This window comes from Shimia sediminis, from assembly GCF_003990645.1.
GTDB classification, from domain to species: Bacteria; Pseudomonadota; Alphaproteobacteria; order Rhodobacterales; family Rhodobacteraceae; genus Shimia; species Shimia sediminis.
Map to the genome: position 1 here is coordinate 313,787 of NZ_RYZK01000004.1, position 14,717 is coordinate 328,503.

At 60.9% G+C, this 14,717-nt stretch carries 15 protein-coding genes; 8 read left to right on the forward strand and 7 right to left on the reverse strand.

Features of this window, described 5'->3' with window-relative positions:
* The first annotated feature begins 14 nt into the window (after positions 1 to 14).
* The 7 genes from EK369_RS11560 (at position 15) to EK369_RS11590 (ending at position 7,657) form a co-directional block, all read left to right on the forward strand.
* Positions 15 to 1,160, forward strand: a complete 1,146-nt coding sequence (locus EK369_RS11560; RefSeq protein WP_235871410.1) for a thiolase family protein — start codon at positions 15 to 17, stop codon at positions 1,158 to 1,160.
* Entirely contained in the window at positions 1,157 to 2,410 is a 1,254-nt protein-coding gene (locus tag EK369_RS11565) for an SDR family NAD(P)-dependent oxidoreductase (RefSeq protein WP_127114393.1), read from the forward strand. Before EK369_RS11560 ends, EK369_RS11565 begins: the two co-directional genes overlap by 4 nt.
* Positions 2,407 to 3,180, forward strand: coding sequence for a cyclase family protein (locus tag EK369_RS11570; protein ID WP_127114394.1), 774 nt, complete (start codon positions 2,407 to 2,409; stop codon positions 3,178 to 3,180). Before EK369_RS11565 ends, EK369_RS11570 begins: the two co-directional genes overlap by 4 nt.
* 190 nt (positions 3,181 to 3,370) lie before the next feature.
* Positions 3,371 to 3,613 (forward strand): hypothetical protein, encoded by a 243-nt coding sequence (locus tag EK369_RS11575; protein WP_127114395.1) that lies wholly within the window; start codon positions 3,371 to 3,373, stop codon positions 3,611 to 3,613.
* A 293-nt stretch (positions 3,614 to 3,906) separates the two neighbouring features.
* Positions 3,907 to 5,277, forward strand: coding sequence for a tryptophanase (locus EK369_RS11580; protein ID WP_127114396.1), 1,371 nt, complete (start codon positions 3,907 to 3,909; stop codon positions 5,275 to 5,277).
* A gap of 286 nt (positions 5,278 to 5,563) precedes the next feature.
* Positions 5,564 to 6,571: a phosphate acetyltransferase gene (pta, locus tag EK369_RS11585; protein WP_127114397.1), complete on the forward strand. Its 1,008-nt coding sequence runs from the start codon at positions 5,564 to 5,566 to the stop codon at positions 6,569 to 6,571.
* A 96-nt stretch (positions 6,572 to 6,667) separates the two neighbouring features.
* Complete coding sequence (locus EK369_RS11590) at positions 6,668 to 7,657, forward strand: aldo/keto reductase (protein ID WP_127114398.1); 990 nt, start codon at positions 6,668 to 6,670, stop codon at positions 7,655 to 7,657.
* 55 nt (positions 7,658 to 7,712) lie between these two features.
* Here EK369_RS11590 and pobA read toward each other — a convergent pair whose 3' ends face one another.
* Complete coding sequence (pobA, locus tag EK369_RS11595; protein WP_127114501.1) at positions 7,713 to 8,885, reverse strand: 4-hydroxybenzoate 3-monooxygenase; 1,173 nt, start codon at positions 8,883 to 8,885, stop codon at positions 7,713 to 7,715.
* A 95-nt stretch (positions 8,886 to 8,980) separates the two neighbouring features.
* Here pobA and EK369_RS11600 point away from each other — a divergent pair, with 95 nt between their 5' ends.
* Entirely contained in the window at positions 8,981 to 9,823 is an 843-nt protein-coding gene (locus EK369_RS11600) for a helix-turn-helix domain-containing protein (RefSeq protein WP_127114399.1), read from the forward strand.
* A 51-nt stretch (positions 9,824 to 9,874) separates the two neighbouring features.
* Here the strand turns inward: EK369_RS11600 and EK369_RS11605 are convergent, their stop codons facing one another.
* From EK369_RS11605 to EK369_RS11630, 6 genes are all read right to left on the reverse strand, one after another.
* Positions 9,875 to 10,720 carry a class III extradiol dioxygenase family protein gene (locus EK369_RS11605; RefSeq protein ID WP_127114400.1) on the reverse strand — a complete coding sequence of 282 codons (846 nt, stop codon included), beginning with the start codon at positions 10,718 to 10,720 and terminating at the stop codon, positions 9,875 to 9,877.
* A 12-nt stretch (positions 10,721 to 10,732) separates the two neighbouring features.
* Complete coding sequence (locus EK369_RS11610; RefSeq protein ID WP_127114401.1) at positions 10,733 to 11,092, reverse strand: protocatechuate 4,5-dioxygenase subunit alpha; 360 nt, start codon at positions 11,090 to 11,092, stop codon at positions 10,733 to 10,735.
* 15 nt (positions 11,093 to 11,107) lie between these two features.
* Positions 11,108 to 11,998 (reverse strand): amidohydrolase family protein, encoded by an 891-nt coding sequence (locus tag EK369_RS11615; RefSeq protein WP_206198079.1) that lies wholly within the window; start codon positions 11,996 to 11,998, stop codon positions 11,108 to 11,110.
* Positions 11,995 to 13,041, reverse strand: a complete 1,047-nt coding sequence (locus EK369_RS11620; protein ID WP_127114402.1) for a 4-oxalomesaconate tautomerase — start codon at positions 13,039 to 13,041, stop codon at positions 11,995 to 11,997. The genes EK369_RS11615 and EK369_RS11620 overlap by 4 nt, the downstream gene beginning before the upstream one ends.
* A 96-nt stretch (positions 13,042 to 13,137) precedes the next feature.
* Positions 13,138 to 13,830, reverse strand: coding sequence for a 4-carboxy-4-hydroxy-2-oxoadipate aldolase/oxaloacetate decarboxylase (locus tag EK369_RS11625; protein WP_127114403.1), 693 nt, complete (start codon positions 13,828 to 13,830; stop codon positions 13,138 to 13,140).
* Positions 13,827 to 14,561, reverse strand: a complete 735-nt coding sequence (locus tag EK369_RS11630; RefSeq protein WP_127114404.1) for a PIG-L deacetylase family protein — start codon at positions 14,559 to 14,561, stop codon at positions 13,827 to 13,829. The genes EK369_RS11625 and EK369_RS11630 overlap by 4 nt, the downstream gene beginning before the upstream one ends.
* Positions 14,562 to 14,717: the final 156 nt, after the last annotated feature.

Sequence of the window (14,717 nt, forward strand, 5' to 3'; positions counted from 1 at the left end):
AATCATACGAGGGCGTGGCACTGGTTACGCCAGTGTCGACCCCTTACCAACGTTATTCGATCGAGACCGCCCATTGGTGGATCGCCAAGGCCCTAAAGGGCTCGCTGGATGCCGCTGGTCTCAAGCCCGCCGATCTCGACGGGTTTTCCGTGGCCAGCTTCACGCTATTCCCCGACACCGCCGTGGGCCTGACCCAACACCTCGGGCTATCCCCGCGCTGGCTTGATCACATCCCCATGGGCGGCGCCTCCGGCGTGATCGCCCTGCGCAAAGCCGCCCGCGCGGTGCAATCCGGCGATGCCGACATCGTCGCCTGCGTCTCGGGTGACACCAACCACATCGACAGCTTTCGCGCGCTGCTCTCATCCTTCTCACGCTTCGCCATGGACGCCTCTTACCCCTACGGCTTTGGCGGTCCCAACGCGAATTTCGCCTTGCTGACAGACCGTTACATGCATGAATACGGCGCAACCCGCGAAGATTTCGGCCGCATCGCCGTCGCCCAGCGCGAAAACGCCCTGAAGAACCCCAATGCGTTGATGAAGAAACCCCTGACGCTTGAACAATACATCAGCGCCCGCCCCATCGCCGACCCCATTGCGCTGTTTGACTGCGTCATGCCCTGCGCCGGGTCCGAGGCGTTCCTTGTCATGACCGTGGAAGAAGCCCAAAAACGCGGCCTGCCTTACGCCACCATTGAAGGCGCCATCGAACGCCACAACGCCCACGCCAGCGACCTCATCCAACTGCGCGGCGGCTGGACCGTCGACATTGACGAGCTTTACGAGCAAGCCCAATGCGCGCCCACCGACATCGACCTCCTTCAAACCTACGATGACTACCCCGTCATCTCGATGATGCAGATCGAAGACCTCGGCTTCTGCCCCAAGGGCGAGGCCGCCGAATTCGTCCGCACCCACGACCTCACCATCTCCGGCGACTTCCCCCACAACACCTCGGGCGGCCAGCTTAGCGCCGGACAGGCCGGGGCCGCAGGCGGCTTTATCGGCCTTGTCGAGGCCATCCGACAGGTCACCAATCAAGCCGGCTCAACGCAGGTCGCAAACGCCAACCGCGCCATGGTCTCCGGCTTTGGCATGATCAACTACGACCGGGGCGTCTGTTCCAGCGCCGCCATCCTGAAAGGTGGTGCCGCATGACCACGCCCCTCACACCGCCCCCCAAGAAGAACCCGCTCAAACGCAGCCTCACGCCCACTTCGCCCCCCGGTGTGCGCTCGCGCGCCACGCTCGGCCTTACCGCCGCTGCCGCCGAGGGCCGCTTCATGCTGCAAACCTGCGCCGAGTGCAGCACCGTGCAGTACCCGCCCCGCGACGCCTGCTGCGAATGCCTGTCGGTCGATCTGCCATGGAATGACATCTCCCCCACAGGCACCCTCTTGGCAGAATCCACCGTCCGCACCTCCACCAACCTCTATTTTCGCGAACGCGCCCCCTGGCGGCTGGGTTCCGTGCACCTCGACGCCGGACCGACCATCATCTGCCACGTCCACGGCGACGTCGCCCCCAAATCCCGCGTGATCCTGTCGAACCGGCTGGACCGCTCCGGCCAAGGCGTCATGATCGCCCTGCCCGAACAAAGGACACCCGATATGGAAGACGACCCCGAACTGCGCGCCATGTCCTCTGATCCCAAACACCGCCGCGTCCTCATCACCGACGCCCGCAACCCCAACGCGCCAACACTGGCCCGCGCCCTGCACGACGCAGGCGCCACCATGATCTTTGTGGGCGAGTCTGAAACATGGCTCCCCAATCCCCAACGTGACGCCCTCAGCGCCATCCCCGGCGTCGAGATCATGGCGCTCGACGTGACCAACACCACCTCGGTCAAGGAACTCGCCGGTGAAATCGGCGGCAAGGTCGATATCCTCATCAACAACGCCCGCTTCGTCCGCCCCGGCGGCGCGATGGCGCGCGGCGACGTTGCCTTTGCCCAGAACGAGATGGACGTGAACTATTTCGGCCTCATGCGTCTGGCCCAAGCCTTTGGCCCCGGCATGTGCGCCCGCACCGCCGACGGCGTGAACTCTGCCGTCGCCTGGATCAACATCCTCTCGGCCTATGCGCTGGTCAATTCCGCCGACTACGGCTGCTTCTCCGCCTCCAACGCCGCCGCCTTCTCTCTCAGCCAGAACCTGCGCAACGACTTCCGAGCCGCTGGCCTGCGCGTCATGAACGTCTTTGTCGGCCCGACCGAGGACGACTGGCATCAGGAACTGCCCCCGCCCAAGGTCCTGCCCCCCACCCTCGCCCGCTCTGTCGTGCAAGGGCTGCGCCACGGGTTGGAAGACGTCTATTGCGGTGATGTCGCCAAGGACATGATCGAACGCTTCCGCGCCGGTCCCAAAATCCTCGAACGCGAAATGACCACAGGAGGCCAGGGATGAGCACGCTTACCGACCTGACACTGCGCATGGCCTCTGGCGAGGTCGAAGTTGTCGATCTCACACACACCCTCGACCCCGACTTCCCGGTCATCATCCTGCCGCCCGAGTTTGGCCAATGTGCCCGCTTCCGCATGGAAGAGATCAGCGCCTATGACCACCGCGGCCCCGCATGGAAATGGCACAACATCTCCATGTCCGAACACACCGGCACCCACTTTGATGCCCCCTCGCACTGGATCTCAGGCCGTGATGTGCCGAACGGCGCCGTTGACGAAATCCCCACCGAACAACTGATCGGCCCCGTGGTGGTGATCGACTGCTCCGAAGGCACCACCGAAGATGAAGACTTCGAACTCACCCCAGCCCTGATCGAAGCCTGGGAGGCCGAGCACGGACGCATCCCCGCAAACTCGTGGGTCCTCATGCGCACCGACTGGTCCAAACGCCGAGGTGCCGCATACCTCAACATGCGCGAAGACGGCCCCCACTCTCCCGGCCCTACACCCGAAGCCATGCGTCTCTTGGTCGAGGAGCGTGACATTCGGGGTTTTGGCACCGAAACCGTCGGCACAGACGCCGGTCAGGGCGCGCATTACACGCCGCCCTACCCGGCTCACTACATCCTGCACGGCGCGGGCAAACTGGGCCTGCAATGCCTTGCCAACCTCGACAAGCTGCCCCCCACCGGCGCGGTCCTCATCGCGCCCCCCCTGAAAATCCGCAACGGCACCGGCAGCCCGCTGCGCGTTCTGGCTCTGGTCGAGAAATAATCCGTAGGGTGGGTTTCCAACCCACCACCCCTACGCCCTCAGGGGAACAAACTCCATGCGGTTCGCGCATCCCAGCCCAACAACGCCAAAGCCGCCATTGATCGAACGGGCGGCGAATGCCGCAAACTACTATTCGCTCTTGTGCATGATGTGCTAGGCGTTGACAAATGTCGAAATTTTGGGATCCAACATGATTTGGAACATTGTTGATAGTCGGAAACGGAAATACCGATGGCGCAAGATAAACGCCGTAATCGAGAACATCGAACACGATAACTCCGTGAATGACACCGACGTTTTTGATGAAGAGAATCCAAACGCCCCTTTGTACGATGAGAAGAAGGGTGTCCTACTTCACGAAGCGATTGTTTGGGCTGAAAGTGTTCCGGGAAAGGTGACTCTCTACCTCTACAACGACGGCGATGGCATCTAGCTTTCTTCTATGCTGACGGCAGCAAAGTCCGCCCACCGGACCTAAATCCCACCAAATCACAGAGTCCCCAACCCGAGGCCCCACTATCACCGCCGTAGGGTGCGCACTCGCTGCGCACCTCACCACGCATCCCAGCGACAACTTGTCCTTTGACGCGATCCTCACTTCCTGAAAAGTTACACCCGCAACGAATGGGCGCTGAGCGCGGTCCGCTTGGGACAACCGCAGCGCATCGGCTCCTTCGTGTAAACGTTGCCACGAATCCCATGGGGCCGACACTCAGGAGCCCTATGATGAAAACCATCATCGAACCCTTTCGCATCAAAACCGTTGAGCCGATCCGCATGACCACGCGCGAAGAACGCGCAAAACTGATCCGCGATACCCACTACAACCTCTTCGGCCTGCGGTCCGACGACGTGTTGATCGACCTTCTGACCGACAGCGGCACCGGCGCGATGAGCGCTGCGCAATGGTCCGCCGTGATGCGCGGCGATGAGAGCTACGCCGGATCGCCCTCGTTCTATCGCTTCGAGGCAGCAGTCCAAAACCTCATGCCGTTTACCCATATCATCCCCACCCATCAGGGCCGCGCAGCCGAGGCGATCCTGTTCTCGATGTTCGGCGGTGCGGGGCGCAACATCCCCAACAACACCCATTTCGACACCACCCGTGGCAATATCGAAGCCTCGGGCGCGGCAGGCCATGACCTTGTGATCGAAGAGGGGCACGACCCCGCCAACCTGCACCCTTTCAAGGGCAACATGGACCTCGCCCGGCTCGAGGCTTACCTGACTGAGCACGGCGAAAGCGTGCCTTGCGTGATGCTCACCATCACCAACAACGCAGGTGGCGGCCAACCCGTCAGCCTCACCAACATCCGCGCAACCGCCGCCCTTGCCCGCAAGTTCAACAAACCGTTTTTCATCGACGGCTGCCGCTTTGCCGAGAACGCTTGGTTCATCAAACAGCGCGAAGAGGGCCAACAGGACCGGTCCATCACCGACATCGTGCGCGACTGCTTTGCCGAGGCCGACGGCATGACCATGAGCGCCAAAAAAGACGCATTCGGCAATATCGGCGGCTGGTTGGCGCTGAACGATGACACTCTCGCCGAAACCGCCCGCAACCACCTGATCCGCACCGAAGGCTTTCCGACCTATGGCGGCCTCTCGGGCCGTGACCTCGAAGCCCTCGCTCAGGGCCTCACGGAAATCGTGGACGAGGATTACCTGCGCTACCGCATCCGCACCAACAGCTACATCATCGACCGGCTTGATGCTCTCGGTGTGCCCGTTGTCAAACCTGCCGGGGGCCACGCGGTCTTTGTCGACGCCCGCAAATGGCTGTCTCATATCCCGCCGCTGGCCTACCCCGGACAATCCCTCGCGGTCGCGCTGTACGAGCTTGGGGGCATCCGCTCGTGTGAAATCGGCACCGTGATGTTCGGGCGCCACCCGGATGGCACAGAGACCCCCGCTGCCATGGACCTTGTCAGGCTGGCCATTCCCCGCCGCACCTATACTCAGTCCCATGCGGATTACATCGTCGAGGTGTTCGAAGAGCTGTCGAACATCCGCGAAACTCTGACAGGCTATCGCATCGTGCAACAGCCCGAACTCATGCGCCATTTCACCTGCCGGTTCGACCCGATTGCAGCATAGATTGCGCTTCTGATCCGACAGATCAACGCCAACCGCCCGTGCCCAACCGAAACTGGCACGGGCACACCGCGGCAAAAGACACATCTGCTGCAGCCTCATGATTTCGCGCGCCTGTGGCTCGGCTTTTGAGCGCAGAGCGCCGGACGCAAACCGCGCGGCCTCGGGCCTCATGCCCTGCCCGTAGCGGCGACTGGCCTACCTTTTCGCCTTCCTTGGCCCTAACCGCAACGAGTCCATACGCTAACGTCTGCGGAACAATCGTCATCCCAGGACAAGGATTTCCGGAATGAAACCGCTGGAAACTCTGCTGAAAAATGCTGCCCGCTCGCAAAAGACCATTGTTCTGAGCGAAGGCACCGACCCCCGCATCGTCGAAGCCGCGCTTCAGGTGCGCGCGCAGGGTATCGCCCGGATCATTCTGGTGGGCGACGAGCTTACGGTCAAACTGCAGTTTTCCCTGCTCAAGGCCGAACCGGGTGACGGCATCGAAATCCATGACCCGGCAACCTCACCACATCACGATGAACTGGCCCTGCTGTACTACGAACTGCGCAAACACAAAGGGGTCACGCTGGAAAAAGCCCTGCGTGCGGTGACCCAGCCGCATATCTACGCGGCTCTGCTCGTTAAAAAGGGCCTCGCCGACGGCACGGTGGGGGGCGCGGTTGCCACCACCGCAGACATCGTGCGCACCGCCATTCAGGTGATTGGCCCCGCACCCGGATCGTCCCTGGTTTCCAGCTTTTTCCTGATGCTGTTTTGCGAAGAGCACCACGTGAAAAAGGGGGTCCATATCTTCGCGGACTCCGGTCTTGTCGTGGATCCCAATGCCGAAGAAATGGCACAGATCGCACTGGCTTCGGCCAAATCCTTTGAAACCCTCACTGCAGAAAAACCCCGCGTTGCCATGCTGTCGTTCTCGACCCACGGCAGCGCCAGCCACGACTCGGTCTCGAAAGTGGTCCAGGCCACAGACATCGCCAAGTCGCTTGACCCGGATCTGCTGATTGACGGCGAATTGCAGTTCGACGCGGCCTTTGTGCCCGACGTGGCGGCGTCCAAAGCCAGCACCTCACCGCTCGAGGGGGACGCCAACATCTTTGTTTTCCCCAGCCTCGAGTCCGGCAATATTGCCTATAAGATTGCGCAACGCATCGGTGGCGCCACAGCCATAGGCCCGGTTCTGCAGGGCCTCGCCAAGCCTGCGAATGACCTGTCCAGAGGATGCACCGCAGAAGACGTCGTTCATATGATCGCGGTCACGGCAGCTCAAGCCGAACACAACGACACCTGAGAAATCCACCTTTTCAGCCCCCTGCTTTCCTGAAATGATGCACCGGACGCCCCGGGGCACAAGGGGCATTCGAGCATCTGAATTTGGAAAGCGCGCATGAAACAAAGACACCTGGGCCAGAACGGCCCCACGGTCAGCGTCGTCGGCTACGGCGCAATGTCCTTCACCAATTTTTACGGTCCCGCCACCGACCAAGGCTCGATGAATATCCTCGACGCCTGTGTCGATCTTGGCATCACCCACGTGGACACCGCCAACGCCTATGGCATGGGCCGCTCTGAAACCGTCATCGGCGACTGGCTGAAGAAACGCGGCGGACCGCCACCCTTTACCATCGCCACCAAGGGCGCCATCACCCGCGACCCCGATCAGCGCCTGAACAACGATCCCGCCCACCTGCAAGAGGCTTTGGACGCAAGCCTCACGCGCCTCGGGGTCGAGGCCATCGACCTCTACTACGTCCACCGTCGCGACACGCGGTTCGAGATCGAAGAGGTAACCGAGACCCTCGCGGGCTTCGTCAAGGCCGGCAAGGTCAAAGCCATCGGCTTTTCCGAAATCGCCCCGTCCTCATTGCGCCGTGCGCATGCCGTGCACCCGATCGCCGCTGTGCAGTCGGAATACTCTCTCTCCACCCGGTCCCCCGAAATGGGCCTGGTGCAAACCTGCAAAGAGCTTGGCGCGTCCCTCGTTGCCTTCTCGCCCGTGGGCCGCGCCCTTCTGACCGACCGCCCGCACAGCGCCGAGGCCGCACAGACCTTCGACTGGATGAAAGGCAACCCGCGTTTCCAGGAACCCAACATCAGCGCCAACCTTGCCTACAACGCCCGCTTCCGGGCGCTGGCCGCTGACATGGGCGTGCCCGCCGCCGCGCTTGCCATCGCCTGGCTCACCCATCAGGGCGACCATGTCCTGCCCATCCCCGGCACCCGCAACGTCGACCACCTGCGTGAAGTGGCCTTGGGCGGCACCCTCGACCTCACCGCAGAAGATCTCGCTCGCATCGACGCCGTCCTGCCCATCGGCTGGGCGCATGGGGACCGCTATTCCGAAGGTCAATGGAAGGGACCGGAACGGTATTGCTGAACGCAAACAGGGGGGTAGATACCCCCCCTGTTCACTTGTGTGTGTTCCGTGAGTGTCAGAAAGGCAGCCCCACATAGTTCTCCGCCAGCGACGTCAGCGCCGCCTCACTTGAAAACAGATACTCCAGATCGGTCTGCTGCAGCTTGTCGTCATAGGCAATGTTGTCCGGGAAACTGTGCAGCAGCGTGGTCATCCACCAGCTGAACCGCTGCGCTTTCCAGATCCGTGCCAGCGCCTTTTCGCTGTAATTCTCCAGCCCCGTATCATCGCCGTTGTGATAATGATCCACCATCGCGTGATAAAGGTAATAGATATCACTCGCGGCCGAATTCAGCCCTCGCGCCCCGGTGGGGGGCACGATATGCGCGGCGTCCCCAGCCAGGAACAGATTGCCATAGCGCATCGGTTCGGCGACAAAGCTGCGCAAGGGCGCGATGCTTTTCTCGATCGACGGGCCCGTTTCCAACCCGGCTGCCACATCCTCGGGCAAACGCGCCTTTAGCTCAGCCCAGAAATCCTCGTCCGACCAGTCCTCGGGACGATCCGTCAGCGGCACCTGAATGTAATAGCGGCTTAGCACCTGACTGCGCAGCGAGCACAGCGCAAAGCCCCGTTCACTCTTGGCATAGATCAGCTCGGGCGACACAGGTTTGGTGCGGCTCAACACGCCCAGCCAACCAAAGGGATAGACCTTTTCGTATTCGCGCAACACATCCGACGGGATCGACTTGCGGCTGACCCCATGGAACCCGTCCGCCCCGATGACATAGTCACAATCGATGCGGATAATGTCGTCGCCACTGCGATAGGTGATATAGGGCGCGTCCGATTTCAGATCGAACAGCTTCACGTCATCGACGTTGTGAATGACGTTGCCGTTCATCTTCTCGCGCGCATCATAGAGATCGCGGGTCAGTTCCGTCTGACCGTAAACCACGACCGAGTTGCCCCCCGTGTGCCCCGCCAGATCAACCCGGCGTTTCTTGCCACCTTCGGCAATGTAGAACCCGTGGTGAATTTCCCCCTCGGCATCCATGCGCTCGCCACACTGCGCCTCGCGCATCAGCTCGGCAAAACCATGCTCCAGAACCCCCGCCCGGATACGCCCCAGCACATACTCGCGGCTGTGTTTCTCCAACACGATATTGTCGATACCTTTCAGGTCCAGGAGCTGGCTCAACATCAGCCCCGAAGGTCCACCCCCGACAATACCAACCTTGGTTTTCATATTCATGGCGCAATCCTCCTAAGTTGCGCCCAGTGTGTCGGTCAAAAGCTAACAAGTGAATGGATTTTTCCCGCTGATACTGGTACAAATCGAACATGACACACATTGAGAACTTTAACCTCTTCGGTGAAAGCGCCGAGCTGCCGGATGTGGTGCACTGCGAAACCATCGAGGCGCGGTCCCTTGTCCATGACTGGGAGTTCTCGGCCCACCGCCATGCGCGGCTGCACCAGTTCCTCGTGATGGACAAGGGCAATGGCAGCGCGCTGATAGAAGACAAGCGCCACGCCCTCACCGCCGGAGACATGGTCAACATGCCCATGGGTGTGGTGCACGGCTTTACGTTCGAGCCCGGCACCCAAGGCTGGGTGGTGACCCTCGCGTCAGAACTCCTGCAAGAAAACCTGCGCGACGGAGAAGGGCTGCGCCCCTTGCTCAACACTCCGGAAATCGTGCGATTTACACCTAATATCAGGCAAATGGTGCTGGCCATCTTTGACGAATACCCCACCCGCAGCTTTGCCCGCGCCCATGTCCTGCGCGCCCTGTCCGGTGCTCTGGCCGGGCTGGTTGCCCGCGCACTGGCCGCGCGCGAGCCTTCGCAAACCCGCGCAGATCACGGCCTGCAACGCCGATTTGAAGCCTTGCTTGAAACCCATCATCTGGAACATCTGGGCGTGGCTGACTACGCCAATCTGCTTGCGGTCACGCCAACCCATCTCAGCCGGGTCATGCGGCAATCCACAGGCCAATCCGCCTCAGCCGCGATTGAAGCCCGGCTTATTCGAGAGGCTCGCCGACACTTGGCCTTTTCGAACCTGACGATCTCAGAGATCGCCTATCAGCTGGGATTTTCCGATCCCGCCTATTTCAGCCGGGTCTTTCGAAGGGCGACCAACCAGTCGCCCCGCGATTTTCGTCACGCGTTGGAAAGGTAGGTCGGACAATCTTGTCCGACCTACGCGCGTTCAGACCATGCCCGGCAAACCTCAGGCACATTCCAGCAGCAACGTGCCGGCCCCGGTGTTCGAGATTGGTATGTGATAGTTCCGCGTCAGCTCGGTGACATTGTCGCCCAGCGCCCCGCGCATCATCATCCACATCAGGAACTCAGTGCCTTGCGCACCCGCCTTTTCAACCAACTCCATCCGGCTGATCTTGGTCAGCTCTTCCGGGTTATGGGCGATGTTGTTCAGACAGTATTCATCAAACTCCTTGTTGATGAACCCGGCCCGTTCCCCGTCCAGCTGGTGCGACAGCCCTCCGGTGCCCAGAACCACAACCTTGGCATCCTCGGGGAAACTCTCAATCGCCTTGCGCAGCGCCTTGCCAAAGTTCAGCGCCCGTTTCAGCGTCGGGATCGGGTGTTGCACCGTATTGGCCGAAATCGGCACCGCCCGCGGCATGTCCGGATTGTTCGGCGCACCGGGCCAGAACAGCTGCATCGGCACCACAAACCCATGATCCACCGGCAGCTCCTGACAAGAGGTAATGTCGAACTCATCCGCCACCATGCTCTCGATGATATGCCAGCTCAGCTCCGGCGCGCCGGGAAACGGCGGCAGTTCGGGCAGGCCCCAACCCTCATCTTCATTGCGATACTCATGCGCCGCCCCAATGGCAAAGGTCGGCATCTGGTCCAGAAAGAACCCCAGCCCGTGGTCGTTGTAGATATTCACCACGTAATCGGGTTTGTTGTCCTTGATCCATTGATGCACCTTTGGGTAACCGTCAAAAAACGGCTTCCAATAGGGATCGTCATAAAGTTCCTGCTGAATCGCATTGCCAACGGCGGGAATGTGGGACGTTGTGATCCCTCCAAGAATCTTTGCCATGTCCTGATCTCCTTACGCCTGGCTCAACAGGTATTCTTTGAACTCTTCGGTGGTGCGACCGGTCTGCAAGCCGCCCACATCCTGAACGCTCAACTTGAAAATCCCGGCCAGCTTGGCGAGGTAATAGATATTGCCGCCCTCGGCGATCATGGCGAGGATATTGCTCGACCGGATCGCGTCTTTCTGCGCCTCGGTCAGCCCGTACTCAGCCATATAGGCCTCGGGATCTTCCTTGAACGCGTCACGGTTCACCGCCTTGTTGAACGAATAGCACATCTTGTTCAGCGCATAGCCCTTCATGGCCATCTTGCCGTCAAAGATCGTCGTGCCGGGTATGTCGATATGATAGTCGTGACCGGGCATGTCATGCATCGGCTTGCTCCTCTCTTACGCCCAATAAAGACGCATTGGATTGTCCACGAGCAGCTTCTGGCGCTGCTCGGGCGTTCGCGCGATTTTCAGAATGTAATCGACCAAGGCCCCGTCGTCGGGCATGTGCGATTTCATATTCGGATGCGGCCAGTCGGTGCCCCACAGGACGCGGTCTTCAAACCGGTCGACAATGGCCCTGTAAAACGGGATCACGTCGTCATAGGGTTCTCCCGCAACGGTCAGCCGCTCAGGACAGGTGACCTTGGTCCAGATGTTTTCATTTTCCTCCATCAGCTTGATGAAGTGGGAAAAATCCGGGTGATCCACGCCTTTCGAGACATCCGGTCGTCCCATGTGGTCAACCACGATGATCCCCGGCAGCTGCTTCAGAAACGGCTTCAACTCTTCCAGATCCGCCGCCTCGAAATAGACCACGATGGACCAGCCAAACGCTTGGATCTTCTCGGCAATCTCAATGAACACCTCGCGCGGAGTCGCATCGACCAGCCGTTTGACAAAGTTGAACCGGACCCCCCGCACCCCGGCCGCATGCATCTCGGCCAGCTCCTCGCGGGTGATCTCCGCGCCGACGCTCGCCACCCCCCGCGCGAGGTCCCCCGCCGCCCGGCAGGCATCCATCATCGCGCGGTTGTCCTTGCCATGACAGGTCGCCTGCACGATCACGTTGCGCGAAAACCCGAGGTGATCGCGCAGCTCAAACAGCTTGTCCTTGCCCGCATTGCACGGCGTGTACTTGCGCTCGGGCGCATAGGGAAATTCAGGCGACGGCCCAAACACGTGGCAATGGGCATCCACCGCCCCCTCGGGCAGCACAAACTCCGGCTTTTTCGGGTTGGGGTGAAACGCCAGCCAGTCTGCATCCATCACCTGCACATCATCGCTCATGCAAAAACCTCTCCATCCATCAGCTTACGCGCGGTCCTTAACAAAGCCGCCTCGCTGACAGTGCCTTCCTCATCCAATGTCGCCACCACGGTCATTTCCCCGGTGGGATGTTCAATCGACAGGCTGCGCTCTGCCCCCTGCCCACGCGCGGCCAAATCATAGGCCACCGATCCCTCGATCAGACAGGCCGTCGCCACGCTCACCGCCCCCAGAACACCGATGGTCTTGTGACAGCGATGCGGAATAAACGTCCGCGTCGCAATTGCCCCACCGTCGCGCGGCGCACTTACCATGGTCATCTTCGGCACCGATGTCTCGGCGACATCGCCAAGGTTCATCAGCGGCCCACAGGCCAATCGGATCGCCTCCAATGTCTCGCGCAAGGCGACATTGCCTTCCAAATCCTCTGGTGCCTCATCCCCAACGAGCCCCAGATCAGCGGCGCGTATCACCACACAAGGCATGCCGTTGTCGATCATCGTCACCGCAACACCTTCTACCTCATCCACCACATTCCCGGTTGGCAACAGGGCGCCACAGGACGACCCCGCCGTCTCCTTGAACGCAATCGGCACCGCCGCCGCGCTGCCCGGCACGCCATCAATCTGCGCCTCGCCGTCATAGCGCACCGCGCCTCCCGGCGTCGCCACGCGCGCCACAGCCACCTGCCCGGTGTTTTCCATGAAAATCGCCACCGGCGTCTCATCGCCCTCCGCCGCAACCAGCCCGCGCTCAATCGCGAATGGGCCGACGCCCGCCAGGATATTCCCGCAGTTCTGCGCATCCGTGACAATCGGCTGATCCACGAACACCTGTAAAAACAGGTAATCCACATCCACGCCTTCGCGCTCGGACCGCGTCACCACCGCCACTTTCGAGGTCAAAGGATCCGCCCCACCCATGCCGTCAATCTGGCGCAGATCGGGCGATCCCATCACCCGCAACAGGAACGCATCCCGGTCCGCGGGCAGATCATCCGCCAGGAAGTACCCGCCCTTCGACGTCCCCCCGCGCATCCACATGCAACGCACCCCGTCACTCATTCCCGACATCCCTTCTTCTTTTGGCCAAAAATATCCCGGGGGTTTGGGGGCAGCGCCCCCAACTTGGTCGGATCGCCAAAGCGATCCGAAACCCCTTTAGACGTATTTCAACCCCTTCTCGGCCAGACGTTCCCGCATGCCGTAGATATCCAGGCCCAGTTCCCCGGCCTCAAACCGCGCGCGTTTGGCGGCCTCATTGGCCTCGCGCGCCCGTGCCTTTTCCAACACTTCGGCGGCCTCTTCCCGGCGTACCACGCAAACACCGTCATCATCCGCCACGATAACATCACCGGGGTTCACCAATTCTTCAGCACACACCACCGGCACATTCACCGAGCCCAGCGTTTCCTTGATCGTCCCTTGCGCAAACACCGCCTTGGACCAAACCGGAAAGCCCATGTCCTGCAGATCGCGAATGTCCCGCACACCGCCATCAATGATCAGCCCCCGACAGCCCCGTGCCATGGCCGAGGTCGCCAGCAAATCGCCAAAATACCCGGCATTCGACGGTGTGATCGTGCCCAACAGCAACACATCCCCCGCCTGCAACTGCTCGATCGCCACATGGATCATCCAGTTGTCGCAGGGCGGCGCGAGGATCGTCACAGCCGATCCGGCGATCCGCGCTCCAGGATAGATCGGCCGCATGTAATCCGCGAGCAACCCCTTACGCCCCTGCGCCTCGTGCACCGTGGCCACGCCACACTCCGCCAAGCCGTCGATCACCGCCCTGTCAGCACGCTCGATGGTCTGGACAACGACGCCCGTGGTTCCCGCCGGATAGGTCATACCAGCTCATCCATGCAGAACGGAAAGATGCTCTCAAAGCCTTCGGCGTATTTGCAATCACGCCCCCCGGCCATGCCGCCCGAGTTCCGCTTGAAGTGGTTCGCCCGCTGCTGGGCCACGCGGGTATAGAAATCCCACAGGTGGATCTGCCCCTCGTTACACTCCATCGCCGCGCGTTTCTTCTCCCAGACCGGCGTGATGTCCAGAAAGACATTCGGCTTCCACCCCATCTGCTCGGTCTGATGCGGCTCGAACAGGTACATCTGCGGCGCGCCCAACACCTTTTGCCCCGGATTGTGTCCCCAGGCCTGCGCAATCATGCGACAGGTCAGGGCAAACTCGGTCGTCTTCATGTGGTCGGTGTTATAGGGGTCCCATTTCGAATGCGAGAACATGAACTTTGGTTGCACATCGCGGATGATATCCACCACCTGGGTCTCGTACTCTTCCGTGAAGCGCAGCGGATAATCCCCCATGTCGAGGAACTTGATGTCGTGCACGCCCAGCGCCTTGGCCGCATTCTCAGCCTCGCCGCGACGGATGTCCTTGACCTCCTGCAGGCTTTTGCCCTCTTTCCACAGCCGGGCACTTTCGCCGCGTTCCCCAAAGGACAGACAGGCCACGGTGACGTTGTAGCCCAGCTCCTGATGCAGCGCGATGGCTCCACCACAGCGCCAGACAAAGTCGGCCGCATGGGCGCTGATCACTAGGGCGGATTTATTGTCGGACATTCAGAAACTCCATCGGTTGGATCGGGGTCATGCAATTATTGTTCGCTCAAGGGTCTAGCCCCACGCCCCCCGAGTCTCCTATTTCAAACGCTGTGATTTCGTATAAAATATCGCTATAGATGGTGCAGATCATGCCGAACAACACGATGGTATAGC